Origin of the sequence: Siphonobacter sp. SORGH_AS_0500 (genome assembly GCF_031453245.1) — a bacterium.
GTDB lineage: Bacteria > Bacteroidota > Bacteroidia > Cytophagales > Spirosomataceae > Siphonobacter.
Genome location: NZ_JAVIYT010000001.1, coordinates 4,271,273 through 4,286,507 on the forward strand (window position 1 = coordinate 4,271,273; position 15,235 = coordinate 4,286,507).

13 protein-coding genes and 1 pseudogene are annotated in these 15,235 nt (G+C 45.6%); 9 read left to right on the forward strand and 5 right to left on the reverse strand.

Annotated features, from left to right (window positions below; all coding sequences use genetic code 11):
• Positions 1-201 precede the first annotated feature (201 nt).
• The 4 genes from tsaB to QE357_RS18075 all read left to right on the forward strand — a co-directional run bounded on the left by tsaB (position 202) and on the right by QE357_RS18075 (position 3,378).
• Positions 202-891 (forward strand): tRNA (adenosine(37)-N6)-threonylcarbamoyltransferase complex dimerization subunit type 1 TsaB, encoded by a 690-nt coding sequence (gene tsaB, locus QE357_RS18060; protein ID WP_309710402.1) that lies wholly within the window; start codon positions 202-204, stop codon positions 889-891.
• 15 nt (positions 892-906) lie between these two features.
• Positions 907-1,422 (forward strand): DUF2480 family protein, encoded by a 516-nt coding sequence (locus tag QE357_RS18065; RefSeq protein WP_106637753.1) that lies wholly within the window; start codon positions 907-909, stop codon positions 1,420-1,422.
• A gap of 232 nt (positions 1,423-1,654) precedes the next feature.
• On the forward strand, positions 1,655-2,257 hold the full coding sequence (locus tag QE357_RS18070; RefSeq protein WP_106637752.1) for a DUF4254 domain-containing protein: 603 nt from the start codon (positions 1,655-1,657) through the stop codon (positions 2,255-2,257).
• 65 nt (positions 2,258-2,322) lie between these two features.
• Entirely contained in the window at positions 2,323-3,378 is a 1,056-nt protein-coding gene (locus QE357_RS18075; protein ID WP_309710409.1) for a glycosyltransferase family 9 protein, read from the forward strand.
• A 99-nt stretch (positions 3,379-3,477) separates the two neighbouring features.
• Here the strand turns inward: QE357_RS18075 and QE357_RS18080 are convergent, their stop codons facing one another.
• From QE357_RS18080 to QE357_RS18095, 4 genes and pseudogenes are all read right to left on the reverse strand, one after another.
• The gene (locus QE357_RS18080; protein WP_309710412.1) at positions 3,478-3,900 is read right to left on the reverse strand and encodes an organic hydroperoxide resistance protein; all 423 of its coding nucleotides are present in this window, start codon (positions 3,898-3,900) and stop codon (positions 3,478-3,480) included.
• 15 nt (positions 3,901-3,915) lie between these two features.
• A complete protein-coding gene (locus tag QE357_RS18085) occupies positions 3,916-4,353 on the reverse strand; it encodes a MarR family winged helix-turn-helix transcriptional regulator (protein ID WP_373424555.1) in 438 nt (145 codons plus the stop codon).
• Positions 4,354-4,503: 150 nt separating this feature from the next.
• Positions 4,504-6,164: pseudogene (locus tag QE357_RS18090) on the reverse strand (amidohydrolase).
• A gap of 426 nt (positions 6,165-6,590) precedes the next feature.
• Entirely contained in the window at positions 6,591-9,026 is a 2,436-nt protein-coding gene (locus QE357_RS18095) for a zinc-dependent metalloprotease (protein ID WP_309710416.1), read from the reverse strand.
• Positions 9,027-9,270: 244 nt separating this feature from the next.
• Here QE357_RS18095 and QE357_RS18100 point away from each other — a divergent pair, with 244 nt between their 5' ends.
• Complete coding sequence (locus tag QE357_RS18100; protein WP_309710418.1) at positions 9,271-9,639, forward strand: VOC family protein; 369 nt, start codon at positions 9,271-9,273, stop codon at positions 9,637-9,639.
• A 281-nt stretch (positions 9,640-9,920) separates the two neighbouring features.
• Here the strand turns inward: QE357_RS18100 and QE357_RS18105 are convergent, their stop codons facing one another.
• Positions 9,921-10,652, reverse strand: a complete 732-nt coding sequence (locus tag QE357_RS18105; RefSeq protein ID WP_106637744.1) for a pyridoxine 5'-phosphate synthase — start codon at positions 10,650-10,652, stop codon at positions 9,921-9,923.
• Between the two features lie 171 nt (positions 10,653-10,823).
• Between QE357_RS18105 and QE357_RS18110 the strand changes: the two genes are divergently transcribed.
• From QE357_RS18110 to QE357_RS18125, 4 genes are all read left to right on the forward strand, one after another.
• A complete protein-coding gene (locus tag QE357_RS18110) occupies positions 10,824-11,270 on the forward strand; it encodes a GatB/YqeY domain-containing protein (protein ID WP_307141260.1) in 447 nt (148 codons plus the stop codon).
• 503 nt (positions 11,271-11,773) lie between these two features.
• The gene (locus QE357_RS18115) at positions 11,774-12,313 is read left to right on the forward strand and encodes a CvpA family protein (protein ID WP_106637742.1); all 540 of its coding nucleotides are present in this window, start codon (positions 11,774-11,776) and stop codon (positions 12,311-12,313) included.
• Positions 12,314-12,374: 61 nt separating this feature from the next.
• The gene (gene rlmN, locus QE357_RS18120; protein WP_309710423.1) at positions 12,375-13,448 is read left to right on the forward strand and encodes a 23S rRNA (adenine(2503)-C(2))-methyltransferase RlmN; all 1,074 of its coding nucleotides are present in this window, start codon (positions 12,375-12,377) and stop codon (positions 13,446-13,448) included.
• Positions 13,449-13,748: 300 nt separating this feature from the next.
• Positions 13,749-15,149, forward strand: a complete 1,401-nt coding sequence (locus tag QE357_RS18125; RefSeq protein ID WP_106637741.1) for an inorganic phosphate transporter — start codon at positions 13,749-13,751, stop codon at positions 15,147-15,149.
• The last annotated feature ends 86 nt before the right edge of the window (positions 15,150-15,235 follow it).

Consider the following 15,235-nt stretch of genomic DNA (forward strand, 5'->3'; position numbering starts at 1 on the left):
CAAAACCAAATGGTTCGACTCAAAACTAACAAAACTCAATAGATAATCTATGTAAAAACATACTTTAACGGAAAAATTATAAAACCTATGAATTAGATGATTGACAATTAAAACCCATTTTATACCGCCGTTTTAGACTAATCCATATTTCTTTGCTGACGACTAGTATGTTCAAGCCCCCGGCTACTGTAATTTTGCAGCATGCTTATTCTTTCACTAGACACGTCAACGCAGGTTTGTTCGGTTGCTCTTCACCAGAACCGTGAATTACTAGGATGCTATGAACTCCTTACGGAAAAGACGCATTCGTCCATGCTCACGACCCTGCTGGACCATATCGTAACACAAGCCGGCTTTTCACTGGCTGATCTAGACGCCATCGCCGTAGCCAAAGGACCAGGCTCCTACACAGGGTTACGTATTGGCGTGTCCACGGCCAAAGGGTTATGCTTCGCTCTCGACAAACCGCTTATTGCCATTGATACCCTTCAAGCCATGGCAGCTCAGTTACGCGATTTTTATCCGGAATCGCACGTCTTATGCCCCATGATTGATGCTCGTCGCATGGAAGTATATTGTGCCCATTACCAGTCCGTCAGTCTGGAATGTCTACGAGAAACAGCCGCTGAAATTATCGACGAACATAGTTTCGAGGAACTTTTAAAGGAGCGACCCGTTGTATTCTTTGGAGATGGAGCCGCCAAGTGCAAACCGGCGTTAGCCCAACAGGCCCATGCGTTATTTCCATCTCAATTGATTTATCCTTCGGCTAAAACAGTCGGATACCTGGCAACGGATGCATTTCAGCATCAGCAATTTGAGGACCTGATTACGTTTGAGCCTTATTATTTAAAAGAATTTATGGGTACCAAGCCCAAACCAAAATTATAATCATTCCAAGGTCAGATGGAAACGCCGGAAATCATTAATCGGGTAGCTAATTCGGGCATCAAGAGCCTGGATCTGGAAGAATATTACCATCAGGGAGAGCGGATTATCTACGATCTGAAGGATAACCTTTTTATGGAAGCCATTCTTCGCGAAAAGGATTTCCGCGAATTTCTGAAGAACCATGACTGGAGTCAGTACGCTGATAAAAACGTAGCTATTATCTGCTCGGCAGATGCGATTGTTCCCACCTGGGCCTACATGTTGCTGGCCGTGCATTTAGAGCCTTACGCTCATCAATTTGTTTTCGGGGATTTACAGGCTCTGGAAGACCGACTTTTTCAGGATGCCCTATCTCAGATTAATCCACAAGACTACGAAGGAGCTCGTGTGGTAGTGAAAGGTTGCAGTACCTATCCCGTCCCGATTTCAGCTTACGTGGAAATTACACGCAAACTTCGCCCCGTGGTTCAAACGCTCATGTTTGGTGAACCCTGTAGTACAGTTCCACTCTATAAGAAAGCCAAAAAGTAAGAACTGACTGACGAAATGGAGTGCTCCCAAGTAGTATCTCACTTCTGGGGCTTGTCCATTTCGCCAGTCCGCTTTTGTTACTAGTCCCTTCATTCAAACTGGTCAGAAAATTCCTCTACCCGCATTCCTGATAGCTGGGAATCAGTTGAATCTGACGTTTTCGTGCCGATCTATATCTATATATTGGTTCGTACTTGGTTCTTTTCAATATTTTTGTGGAAAGTTTTACTGCATGAATGCTCCATTAGCTAACGACATTTTCCGTCAGAGTATAAATGATTACCATCGCACGGACCACGTTGATACTCCTTTAAATAATCCCTACGATTCAGGCACGATTGAGTCGTACCTCTATCATAAAAACTGGATCGACACCGTTCAGTGGCATCTGGAAGATTTGATTCGTGATCCTCATATCAATCCCGCTGAACTAGTGGGTATTAAACGCCGTATTGACGCCTCGAATCAGGATCGGACGGACATGGTGGAAAAAATGGATGACTGGTTTATGGCTTTTTTCGGAGCAATTGCCCGGAAACCAAACGCTCGCCTGAATTCTGAAACGCCCGCCTGGTTACTGGATCGGATGTCCATTCTTCAGCTTAAGATTTACCACTTCCGCGAACAGGCCGAACGCTCGGATGCGTCGGAAGAACATATTGCAAAGGCAAAACAGAAGCTTCAGCTTTTACTTGAACAGGAACAGGATTTAGCAAGCTGTTTCGATGAGCTTTTGGAAGATATTCGGGAAGGCAATCGGTATATGAAGGTTTATCGTCAGATGAAAATGTATAATGATCCGGCTCTGAACCCGGTGCTATACCAGCAGAAATAAGTTCACAACGAGTTAATCTATCAAAGCCGAAGTCCTGCGTACCTACTCGGGGTGATGGCTAGCGAATGAAACAATTAATCATTTTTCGGTTCTCGGCAATGGGCGATGTGGCCCTGTTAACTCCGGTTGTACAGGCCATTGCCCGGCAATACCCCGATCGGCAATTAACCGTAGTAACCCGTCCCAAACTGGCGGCTTTCTTTGAAGGAATGGCTGGTGTGAAGGTGTTCCCTGCCGATTTACAGGGTCGTCATAAAGGCATTAAGGGCCTGTATCAGCTTTACCGCGATTTGAAAAAAGGGGGTGAGATTGAATACGTAATTGATACGCACCAGAACCTGCGAACGTCCATCCTCAAATCATTTTTTGCTCTTTCAGGCGTTCGTTTTACCACTATCGACAAAGGACGATCCGATAAAAAAGCCCTGACTCGTCCTGAAAATAAGGTATTAAAGCCCTTACCTCACAGCATTGAAAGGTATTTACAAACCTTTGAGAAAGCAGGCTATAAAGCTCAGATAGCCGCACCGCCCTATTTTTCATTAACGGCTCAAGGTGAATTAGAACGGTTTTTGCAGGACCAGGCTATTCCGGCAAAATCTACTGATATGCAATGGATTGGACTAGCTCCTTTTGCTCAGCATAAACAAAAAATGTGGCCTTTTGACCGCATGCAGAAAGTGCTTGAGCTCATTACCCAGCAACAAAACGTTCGCATTTTTCTGTTCGGCGGTGGTGAGGTGGAAATCGCTCAGTTAAGGACCCTGGAGCAAGCGTTTCCACAGGCAAAGGTGGTAGCGGGTAAGTTGTCCTTTCAGGGGGAATTAACGCTTATTCATCAACTTGATTTAATGATTTGCATGGATTCCAGCAACATGCACCTGGCTACGCTGAACGGTGTTCCCGTGGTTTCTATTTGGGGGGCCACGCATCCTTTTGCGGGTTTCGGTCCCTGGATGCAATCAGAAGAAAACATGGTACAGGTACCTACGGAAGAGCTCAGTTGCCGCCCTTGTTCCGTTTTTGGCAATAAACCCTGTGCTCGAGGGGATTTGGCCTGTCTGGACTGGATTACCCCAGAAACCGTAGCCAACCGAGCCTTAGCATTACTACAACATTAATACCACAAAAAGCCTCCTGCAAAGAATACAGGAGGCTTTTTCTTAGGTAAGGTTCACTCAAGACCCTCAACCCCAAAACTCTATACGCATAAAGTTTATTTAACTGGCAGTTACCTGTAAGGTCACTTCTACATTGTTACGGGTGGCATTTGAGTAAGGACAAACCTGATGAGCCTTCTCCACCAATGCTTCCGCCGTAGCCTGATCTACTCCCGGAATAGTTACATCCAGCGTCACCGCCAGACCAAATCCTCCCGCGTCGTTTTTACCGATACTCACTTCGGCAGTAACGGTGGTTGTGCCTGTTTTTACTTTTCCAGTGCGAATAATCAGATTTAATGCACTATCAAAACACGCAGCGTAACCCGCTGCAAATAATTGTTCAGGGTTAGAGTAAGCTCCACCGGAACCTCCCATTTCTTTAGGAACGCGAACTTCCAGATCCAGCACTCCATCACTTGATTTAACCTGACCGTTGCGTCCGCCCGTGGCCGTAGCCTGAGCTGTATACAATTTTTCCATGGCGTTTGTTTTCTATTAAATGGGATTCGAATGATTGGTTAATAAGGCCTGAAGCTGATTACGTAATTGTACCGCCTGCTCAATTTCCATATTCATGCAACTGATTAACTGGTTAGGAATATCAGATGCTTTGTTTTTTAATTGCTTGCCAGCCTCCGTCAGGGTTACGTTCACGACCCGTTCATCGGCTTTATCCCGCGTCCGCAGCACCAGTTCTTTCTCCTGCATGCGTTTAAGTAGAGGGGTCAGTGTTCCGCTGTCCAGCCAAAGCTTTTCACCTAATTCTTTAACGGTAGCCGACTCTTTCTCCCACAAGACCAGCAAAACCAGGTATTGGGGATACGTTAGCGACAATTCTTCCAACATGGGACGATACACCGACGTAATGAGCCGGGAAGCCGCGTAAATCGGAAAGCAAAGCTGATTATCTAATTTCAGGTGTTCCATAATGATTAAGTGGTTCAAATATATTGTACACAATTTAATTTTAAACAATTTATTTATAATTATTTTATTCTGATGAGCTAAATTACTAACATTCAGATTATTGTATTCATAAAAAAAGAGCCTCGGGGCGAGGCTCTTTTAGGGTATTCCTTTAATTTATTCTTTACCGGTCTTTTCTGCTTTGGGTTTTTCCTCTTTGGGACGCACCGTTGGATACTTAATTCCTAACTGCTCCAGATACGATTTATACTTGCTTGGATCGTAGTAATACTTCTTCATTTTCTCGCGATACTCCGCCATGATTTCCGTGTTTAGGTGGACGGCAGGCTTATCTGTCTCCCGAACCAGCGGCTCGTATTTCATATCTTTGGTTTGCACGTTGGTATAGTAATCCCAGGATTTTTTAATTAAATCAGGGTTAACCAGTAAATCCAGAATGGTCATGGCTTCTACCTTCGCTCCCGCCGTAACGCCTTTATGAGCAATCGGGGTAGCCATCGAAATGGCATTTGCCCAGTGGTGACCGGGTAAGCCCGGAATGTTGGAAGGGTAACGCAGCACAATCGTCGGCATAGACCAGGCAATGTCGGCAATATCATCCGAGCCGCCGCCCAGAGATACGGCGGGAGGCTCAATTGTGCTATCAATTTTTGTCGCTAGACCATTTTTTTCCGGTGACATTAACTCCTCCTGAAGAGCTTTCGCCAACGTCTGGTCTTCCGTCGACCAGGTAGGTAACCCTACCCGCTTGATGTTTTGGAAGGTTACTTCCGCCATAGGCTTGTTGAAGTGCCCCGGCCAGGCCGAACCCAGAATTTCATAAGTGTATTTAGTATCGGTCATGATGGAAGCCCCTTCGGCCATTTTCACGCCGTAGTCAAACAGTTGCTTGATTTTATCATAACTCCGTTCGCGGAAGTAATACCAGACCGAAGCTTTGGACGGAACCACGTTAGGCTGATCGCCACCGTCTACAATGACGTAATGTGAGCGTTGAGTGGGTAATAAGTGTTCACGTTTGAAGTTCCAGCCGATGTTCATCAACTCTACGGCATCCAGAGCACTGCGACCCCGCCAAGGAGCACCGGCGGCGTGGGCGGCGGCTCCTTCAAAATTAAACTTCACCGAGACTAACCCGTTATTACCTACGTCACCATACGTTACGCCCAGGTTATTACCGACATGCGTGAAAATACAGGCATCTACATCTTTGAAATAGCCGTCTCGGATGTAATATGCTTTTGTTCCTACCTGCTCTTCTGCAACGCCCGGCCAGAGCATCAGGGTGCCTGAAATTTTCTCCCGTTCCATGATTTTCTTCAGGGCCAGAACGGCGGTAATGTTCAAGGGATTACCCGAGTTATGCCCTTCTCCATGACCTCAGGAGCACCTTCGATGATAGGGTCGTGATACGCTACACCGGGTTTTTGCGAAGCTTTGGGAATACAGTCAATATCGGAGCCTACCGCGATTTTAGGTTTGCCCGTTCCCCAGGTGGCCGTCCAGGCCGTGGGAATGCCTCCGATACCTCTCTGGATGGTAAACCCGTTTTTTTCTAAAATCCCGGTCAGGTATTTAGAGGTTTCGTGTTCCTGAAAACCCAATTCCCCGAAACTGAAAACCATGTCATTCATTTCGGCGGAAAAGTCTTTCATCTTGTCGATTTCCACTAACAATTCCTGCTTTAGCGATTCCAGTTTTTTAGCCGGAATCAGCAGATTTACCGAAGCCTCGGGAGCTTTCTTTTTGCTTTGAGCTTCCACTTTTCCCAGCCCTAAGCCCAACAGGGCCAATCCACAAAGTAGTGATCGTTTCATAGGTAGTTTGGTTAAGATGTGTTTATCGTTGTTGGTGGGTGTTAGTTTTCATCCACTGCTGGCTTTTGCTGGTAGCGAATGGTTCATTCTCCATAACTTATATGAATCACTATAACCATTGATAACTTTAATTCTTTTTCTCTAAAAGCACTAGGCTAGTGCTGCCAGCGAAAAAGCTGGCAGCGGCGGCTCAAATGGTGGTTTTATAGTTGTTGATTGTTTGTTTTTCTTTTTAGGTTTTACCCTCTGCCAGCCTTAAGTTAGGCAAGTGGTTGACTGCCCGCAGAATGTTGGCCGGGCCATGTCGGCAGGGAATCTTAGTTAGTAATAACAAACGGTTGATGAATTCATTATCAGTAACTTTCATACGACTAATAACCCATCCATCAACCATCATAACTGTTTTTAATACCAAGAACTAAAGTATTACCATTCACAGCTAAACTCGTCAAAGCTACCGATGGGTGCTCCGTCTGGTTCTTTAGAGGGAGGCGTAATAATGACCGTTTCGGGGCTCGCTTCGAATTGCTGAATTTGCGAAACGGCGAAAAGATACTGGGCTTTCTGGTTGACATCTTTAGCCGAAGTAGCTGATTTCTCGAGCCAATCTTTTAGATCTTTTAGTTTCAGTAAGGCTACTGCCCGCACTTGGCTAGCGGCATCTTTGTTAGCCGCCAACTGTAACAATCGATCCAGCACCGCCGCGTTTACTACGCGTTGTACCTCACCTGCATAGCCCTCCTGTACGGGAGCCTTCCAGGTTGTTCCTACTACTTTGTCTACCACTTCACTGAAATCGGGTAAGGATGAATCAATGGAATGGTTACCAATCAGTCGAGCGGCCCGTTCATGTTGTAATACCAAACGAAGGGTCATGTTAGCCGCGGCTTCGGCGGGAGCCAGCGGATCAAAAGTCAAGCCCGTACGATCTTTAAATACTTCGCGGAAATTTTCGTTAAATCCGTAAGGACGGGGCGGAATCAGCTTCACGATGTTGGCTGGTAGTACCAGTTCTTCGGGTTTTAGCGTCGCCATCAGGGCATCGAGAGCTTTGCGTTGCTCATCGCCTGAAACGTATTCCATGACTTTTTGCTTGTCGCCACGAACGGCATAGGTATAGAATACGCCGCCCACTACTTTACTGGCTGCTTCGATCTGATACCGGTGAAAAAGATAAATCGGCACGAGTGCTTCCTCCAGTGTCGCCATCGGAGCATTCATTGGAATTTTCTTTTCGCTGAAATTGGTCAGAGCAATCCGGCGAACCTGCATGACGCGGTTGAGTTCTTCCACTGAATTTTTACCATTATCCCACAAGTGTGTAATGGGATGAGCCGAACCTTCAGGACGTCCATCCTGATCGCTCAGAAATAAGAAACCTTTGGCGATATAATCGTCGATGATCTTCTTCAGACCCGCTTTTTCTTCTTCTTTCGTTTTAAACTCGCGGTAGGCGTAGTTGATGGCTACTTTATCCCAGCCACCAATTTCCTTGGTATAGGCATCGGCCAGACTTAATTTATTCTGACCCATGATGCGAACCAGCGGATGCGGGTAGTCCATTACCGACGCCCGGTCATTATGGTTAGAGGCATAGTTATGAGGTAGACCCAGTGTATGACCCGTTTCGTGGGCTCCCAACTGACGCAGACGAGCCAGTGCCATTTCTTCGGCTTCCTTACTGGGTTTATCCCCTTCGTACTCTCCTACTAAGCCGTTCGCAATCAGATAATCCTGACGAACGCGAAGCGAACCCAGCGTTACCTTTCCCTTAATAATCTCACCCGTGCGAGGATCAATCACACTTGCTCCGTATGACCAGCCCCGCGTTGAGCGATGAACCCATTGCACAAGGTTATAGCGAATATCCATCGGATCAGCCGAGTCGGGTAATACTTTTACCTGAAAGGCATTCTTGAAACCTGCGGCTTCGTAGGCCTGATTCCACCAGGCAATCCCGTCCATCAACGCCGAGCGAATGGGTTCGGGAGCACCGGGGTCCATGTAATAGACAATGGGCTTCACGGCTTCCGAGACGGCTGCGTTTGGATTTTTCTTCTGCAAGCGGTGACGACGAATGTATCGCTTCTCAATGGCTGTGCTGAAAGGCGACGAGTAGTCGAAGTAATCGATGGAGTTAATACCCGCCCGTGGGTCAAATTCACGAGGCTGATAACCGGGCTCGGGTAACTTGATGAAGGAATAATGTTCCCGAACGGTTACTGCATTTGGGGTAGGTACGACTTCCCGAAGGAAAGAACCGGCCTGCTCACCCGTTAGCGTGATGGTTACTTCTACTTCCGTATTTTCGGGAAAGTTTTTAGTATAAGGCAGATAAAAGGCACAACGCGTAGGATCGACCCGAAAAACACCCTGCTTGGTACGGGCAATGGCTGAAGCCGCCTCGTAACCATCCCGCAGAAAGAAGCTGGTGGCATCCACTAAAACGGATTTCCCTTCTTCAGCTGCCACGTCAAATCCCCACAGGGCCGACTGAGCAAAGGATTGCTCTACGGCTCTAACTTCCATTTTTTCACCAGAAGTGGCCCGATACCCGTAATTCTGCTCCAGCATTAATACCTTCGGTCCCGTCCGCTGAAACTTGATCACTTTGGCAGCACCCATTTTTCCACGGTCCAGTCCAATATCATTAGAACCTACTCCCGCCGGAAGCGTGGTATGGAAAAGCATTTCGGTATCCAGCTTATCAATTTCCAGATACATTTTGCCCTTTTTGGCGTCCCAGTACATATTGAGATAACCAGGCATTTTTTGCAGGCCATTGGTAACTCCCGAAAGACCCTGAGCAAAGGAAGGCAACGAACACGCCAGCGATGCGGCTAGTAATAGAACTCTACGCATAAGAAGTATTGGTGAGGAAATCAATGGGAAATGAACAGCATCACAACAAAATATCGCTATCTATAATTAATACAGAACAATATTAAGCTATTAATGCTTTTGACCATCAATTATACAAACAATGCTTAAAAGTAGGGTAGAATTATAGACCTAACCTAAAATTTACCCGTCCAGCCGGAAGATTGTATGTTTGTGAAGTTTTTATCACCGACCTGTAGATTCTGGTCTGAATCGCCTTTCATCTATGCATATTATTGAACTGGATCATGTCGCCTTATACGTCGCCGATACCGAAACGAGTATCGCCTTTTACCGGGATGTTTTAGAGCTGGAAGTATTACCCCGCCCCGCGTTTGATTTCCCGGGAGCTTGGTTTAGCCTCGGCGGTACTAAGCAGTTACATTTATTAGGAAACCGTACGGAGGTAGTTAATGGAGAAGTATTAGGCTCCCGCAAGAATCATTTCGCGGTGAAAATTGCGGATATGGATGAAACAGAGGATTTCCTCAAAAGCAAAAATCTAACCTTCAAAGGCCCCAAAGCCCGTCCCGATGGCATTCGTCAAATCTTTCTGCAAGATCCAGATGGGTACTGGATTGAATTGAATGAATAGCTGGACTAGGTTTGAGTTTATTTAAAAGCTTTCGGGAAGGCTATCTACCAGAATAGTTTTGAAACCTTCCAACGTTTCTTTTCATCGGCGGGTCTTTTCCTTACAACAACAATTGAAGTACTTCTCAACGAGAGGAGTATTGACCATAAGTCAGCAAAAAAGCTCTGAGAATTCAGAGCTTTTTTCTTTAGTAACTTCCCAAAAATTTAAACCGAGGTACGCTGCCTAGGGCACGTTGCCTTTCGGGAAGATCTATTTCTATCTTATTTCTAAATTATCCATTAAATCAAGCCTGCTTTTGCTTCCCGCAGGTATAACTGAATGGTGTTTTCCAAACCGTAATACAAAGCATCACAAATCAGGGCATGGCCGATGGATACTTCCAGTAATCCTGGAATGTTCTGCTGGAAATAGCGAAGGTTATCCAGACTCAAATCATGCCCGGCATTAATACCCAAACCCAATTCATTGGCCCGTTCAGCCGCCTTAATGAATGGCGTTAATGCTAATGACTGATCGAGTGAATATTGATGAGCATAGGGCTCCGTATATAATTCAATGCGATCTGCTCCAACGGCGGCGGCTCCCTCTACCATTGCGACATCGGCGTCCACAAAAATGGAGGTACGAATGCCCGCTTCTTTAAAGGTCTTAACCAAATCCGTCAGTAACGCTTTATTCGCCAGGGTATCCCAACCCGCATTAGAAGTAACGGCTCCGAGCACGTCGGGCACCATCGTTACCTGAGCCGGTTTTACCTGAAGAACCAGATCAACAAATTTCTGCTCCGTGGGATTTCCTTCGATGTTAAACTCCGTTGTTAATACTTTGCTCAAATCCAGTACGTCCTGATACCGAATATGACGTTCGTCGGGACGCGGGTGAACGGTGATTCCTTCGGCTCCAAATCGTTCGCAATCGAGGGCCACTTTAATAACATCCGGATTATTACCTCCGCGGGAATTCCGCAGCGTAGCTACTTTATTAATATTTACCGAAAGACGAGTAGGCATAAATCGTATGATATGCAGGGGTGCTAGCACAGGAAAGCCCCTTCTGCGGTTGAGATTTTGTAACTTTGCAAGGTAGAGAACTCTTCTTTAGCAAGAACAGTTCTAAATAACGCATCAAATATTGCGGGAAATCTTTTTAAATCTTTATAGATCAATCCTGAATTTTAGGTTATGTCTTTAAAATCAACCATCGAAGCTGAGATTAAATCAGCGATGCTCGCGAAAAATCAGTCACGCTTACTGGCATTGCGGGCTATTAAATCAGCCATTTTATTAGAAGAAACGTCTGGAACTGCTCACGAACTAACTTCCGATCAGGAAATGAAAATCCTGATGAAAGCCGTGAAACAACGTAAGGATTCGGCGGAAATGTACGTCGGAAACGGTCGTCAGGAGTTAGCCGATAAAGAATTTGCGGAAGTGGCCGTAATTGAAGAGTTTTTACCAAAAATGCTAACTGAGGACGAACTCAAAGCTCGTTTGCAGGAAATCATTGCACGCGTAGGTGCCAGCGGCCCCAGCGATCTAGGCAAAGTTATGGGCGTAGCCACAAAAGAGTTGGCCGGAAAAGCCGAAGGGAAAGCCATCTCAGCAGCAGTGAAGCAATTATTACAGTAGTTGGAGGAGGTTTTGGTTTGGGGCAGGTTTGAACCGTTGTTTGATAAGGTTTAAAGCCGTTAAACGTTACTATCTCACCAGCCGTTCTCTCGAATGAAGCAAGAAAACGGTGATGCGGAAGTTTCACTCTGGATAGCCGTGAGAGTAGATTATAATCCATAAGCGACGGTATCTCGGCTGGGTAGAGGCGGCTTTGGTTACTCCCGCCTTGGCTGGTGTCTTCACCAGCCCTTACTGCTAAGAATAGGGTTTGGTGAGGAAACCAACCAGGGCGGATATTACCATTTAAATGATTTTCATTTCCCGGCCAGACGCGATGACGTCGCGTCTCTACATAAAAATTAATCCAGCTGGCTAGTTGCCTGCGGTTCTTTACGTTACAAATGCGGGCCCATAATGACGGTAATGATTTGGCGAATTATAGTTCAAACCTCATCATATAACCATAAATCAAACCTGCCAAACCCAAAATCAAACTATTTTCAAACCCTACCCATACCTAAATGAATTTCAATTTTCTTGACCTGTTGTTGCTAATACCTCTGGCCTACGGAGCGTATACGGGATTTCGGCGGGGCGTATTGGTCGAGATTATTGCAGTTATTGCTTTTGTCGTATCCATTATCCTTGGATTCAAGCTATTAAATGAAGCCATTGCTTTTGTAGCTCCGTATGTGGGCGAAACCATTGGTCGAAAGTTTCTGCCTTACCTGGGCTTTTCCAGTATTTTTGTACTGGTTATTTTCACCATCAATCGTTTCGGATGGCTACTTCGGCGAAGTATGCGTTATACCATTTTTGGTAGCTTCGATAGTATGGCCGGGGCCGTTGTGGGCTTGTTTACGTATGCTTTCGGTATCAGCATTTTTTTATGGTTACTGAATGCTCTGAATGTAGGTTACCCTAATCGCGAACAGATGAAGGGAAGTTACGTTTACCCCATTATCCGTCCTTTTGCTCCAAAAGTTATGGACAAGGTGTCGGATGCCATTCCCAAAAGTGACCGATTGATTGAAAAAGTTGATCAGTTACGGAAAGATTAAGTATAGAATTGGAACCCAATGAGTTAGATTGCAGTTGGGCAAAGAATTAGGATTTCGAGCAATGGAAAACACAGTCATACAAAAACAGGATATTCGGAAAATCTCAGCGGAAGGGCTGAAGACCTTTTTGGTCGAGCACGGAGAACAGGGTTTCCGGGCCAAACAGATTTTAGAGTGGTTATGGAAGAAGTCGGCCCGCAGCTTTGATGAGATGACGAATCTGTCCAAAAAGACACGGGAAGTCCTTGCCGAGCATTTCGAAATTCGACCGATTCGTGTTTCTAAGCAACAGATTTCGAGTGATAAGACCATCAAATCCGCTTTTCAGCTTTTTGATGGGAAATTGATCGAGGGCGTATTAATTCCCGCCGATGATCGAATGACGGCCTGCGTTTCGAGTCAGGTGGGTTGTTCTTTAACCTGTAAATTCTGTGCAACGGGTTACATGGATCGGGAACGGAACCTCGACCCTGCTGAGATTTATGATCAGGTGGTAGCCATTAAAAACCAGGCAGAAGAGAATTACAACCAACCCCTGACCAACATCGTGTACATGGGTATGGGCGAGCCTTTGCTGAATTACGCCAACGTTCTTAAATCCGTCGAGCACATTACTTCTCCCGAAGGGCTGAATATGTCGCCCAAGCGTATTACGGTGAGTACTGCTGGCATTGCCAAGATGATTCAGAAACTTGGTGACGATGGGGTAAAATTCAATCTGGCTCTTTCGCTGCACGCAGCTAATGACAGCAAACGGAATCAGATTATGCCGATTAACGAGAGTAATACGCTAGTAGCTTTGAAAGATGCTCTGAAGTATTTTTATAACAAAACGGGTAATAAAATTACGCTGGAGTACATCCTGTTTTACAACTTCAACGACTCGCTTGAGGATGCCAAGGAGCTTTGGAACTTTGCCAAGCACATTCCCAACGCTCACATCAACATCATTGAGTATAACCCCATTGAAAACGCTCAGTATAAAAACACGGATCCGCAAACGCTATCCAAGTTTGCCCGTTTCATTGAGCAGAAAAATATCCCGATTACCGTTCGTCGCAGTCGCGGAAAAGACATTGACGCAGCTTGCGGCCAGTTGGCTACCAAGACGGCTCCTGCTACGGTTCCAGCCTAAGTTTTTGCCTTCGTGAAACTATTTTTACGTAGAGCCGAACAAAATGCTTAAAACTTAGTTGGAATATATTTTTTGGTTCTTCCAATAAAAATTCGGTATTTCCGGCACCAATCCGAAGGATAGCTGGATAATTCGCCTGATCTTTGCTCTAACGATTGGTCAAAAGCAAGTTCACCAATCGTTAGAGCTTTTTTCTTAGCAGAGGGTAAGCCTGTTCATTCAGATACTCTTAACAATTCCTTAACATTAGGCTTAATCCCTTTGCGTAGCTTCGCGTCAAAATAGCCCCCTTAACTCCTTATGTTTGGCTTAGAGACTGGAATTTTCTTTCTTCTGTGTATCTGCCTCTTTTGTGCGTGTGCCTTCGAATTCGTGAATGGATTTCACGATACGGCCAACGCGGTAGCTACTGTTATTTACACAAACTCCCTGAAACCTAACGTGGCCGTTATGTGGTCAGGTTTCTGCAACTTCCTTGGTGTATTTTTCGGAGGCATCAGCGTCGCAATGGGTATTGTCAATCTCCTTCCCGTTGAACTGCTAATCGACCAAAATGTCTATCATGCCGTGGCGATGGTACTATCACTACTGATTAGTGCCATCATCTGGAACCTCGGCACCTGGTATTTTGGTCTTCCTTCGTCGTCCTCACACACGCTGATTGGCTCCATCCTCGGCGTAGGTCTGGCTTATTCTTTATTACCCGAAAACGTATCAGGCGTTAGTTCCGTTAACTGGGACAAAGCAAAAGAAACGGGTTTTGCCCTTCTGCTTTCTCCACTGGTGGGTTTTAGCTTGGTTATCATTCTGATGTTTATCCTGAAAAGAACCATTAAGAATGATATCATTTTCAAGGAACCTAAGAAAAACCAGTCGCCTCCGGGCTGGATTCGCGGTATTCTGGTGGCGACCTGTACGGGCGTAAGTTTCTTCCACGGCTCAAACGATGGACAGAAAGGCGTGGGTCTGATCATGTTGATTCTGATCGGTATTACTCCTGCTTACTTTGCACTGGATGCCAATAAGGATACGTCCCACATGCAGACGAATCTGGTAAAGATTCAGCAATTGGTTAATCACATTGAAGAGCCTCGTCTGGCGGCTGTAGATCAGGAACGTCTGAAGGTAGTGAAAGCTAGCATTTCTGACCTTGACAGTGTACTCAGAGTTTCCAATGGAAAGATTCCTCCTCAGTTACGTTTAGAATCTCGCAAAGATATTCTTCTGATTGCCAGAGATTTATCTAAAATTCAAAAAGACGGAGCATTAACGCTCAACCGTGACGAAGTATCTACGCTGGATTCTTCACTGAAAGGCTTAAAATCTTACACGGAATATGCTCCGACCTGGGTTATCCTAATGGTTTCCCTCTCTTTAGGTTTAGGTACGATGGTAGGTTGGAAACGTATTGTCGTAACCGTAGGTGAAAAAATTGGAAAGCAACACCTGACGTATGCTCAGGGAGCCAGTGCCGAGTTAGTAGCCGCCGGGACCATTGGTCTTTCCTCTGGATTAGGTTTACCCGTATCGACCACACACGTACTTTCTTCAGGTATTGCCGGAAGTATGGTGGCCAATAAAGGGATTAAGAACCTTCAGGCCAGCACCATTCGTAACATCGTTTTAGCCTGGGTATTAACCTTACCCGTTTCGATGATTCTGGCAGGAACGCTGTTCATCCTATTCCGCACGATTTTATAGTTGTTGGTTGTTAGTAAAATAGTTAAGGGTGATTCGTTTCGGAAAACTGAAACGAATCACCCTTAACTATTTTTAATTAGTTTTCA

What these genes read in the sequence shown, in the direction of transcription:
- QE357_RS18070 (WP_106637752.1), top strand. Translation starts at nt 1,655, where the DNA reads ATGAATGCTCCATTAGCTAACGACATTTTCCGTCAGAGTATAAATGAT.
- tsaB (WP_309710402.1), top strand. Translation starts at nt 202, where the DNA reads ATGCTTATTCTTTCACTAGACACGTCAACGCAGGTTTGTTCGGTTGCT.
- QE357_RS18105 (WP_106637744.1), bottom strand. Translation starts at nt 10,652, where the DNA reads ATGCCTACTCGTCTTTCGGTAAATATTAATAAAGTAGCTACGCTGCGG.
- QE357_RS18075 (WP_309710409.1), top strand. Translation starts at nt 2,323, where the DNA reads ATGAAACAATTAATCATTTTTCGGTTCTCGGCAATGGGCGATGTGGCC.
- QE357_RS18115 (WP_106637742.1), top strand. Translation starts at nt 11,774, where the DNA reads ATGAATTTCAATTTTCTTGACCTGTTGTTGCTAATACCTCTGGCCTAC.
- QE357_RS18110 (WP_307141260.1), top strand. Translation starts at nt 10,824, where the DNA reads ATGTCTTTAAAATCAACCATCGAAGCTGAGATTAAATCAGCGATGCTC.
- QE357_RS18065 (WP_106637753.1), top strand. Translation starts at nt 907, where the DNA reads ATGGAAACGCCGGAAATCATTAATCGGGTAGCTAATTCGGGCATCAAG.
- QE357_RS18095 (WP_309710416.1), bottom strand. Translation starts at nt 9,026, where the DNA reads ATGCGTAGAGTTCTATTACTAGCCGCATCGCTGGCGTGTTCGTTGCCT.
- QE357_RS18080 (WP_309710412.1), bottom strand. Translation starts at nt 3,900, where the DNA reads ATGGAAAAATTGTATACAGCTCAGGCTACGGCCACGGGCGGACGCAAC.
- QE357_RS18125 (WP_106637741.1), top strand. Translation starts at nt 13,749, where the DNA reads ATGTTTGGCTTAGAGACTGGAATTTTCTTTCTTCTGTGTATCTGCCTC.
- rlmN (WP_309710423.1), top strand. Translation starts at nt 12,375, where the DNA reads ATGGAAAACACAGTCATACAAAAACAGGATATTCGGAAAATCTCAGCG.
- QE357_RS18100 (WP_309710418.1), top strand. Translation starts at nt 9,271, where the DNA reads ATGCATATTATTGAACTGGATCATGTCGCCTTATACGTCGCCGATACC.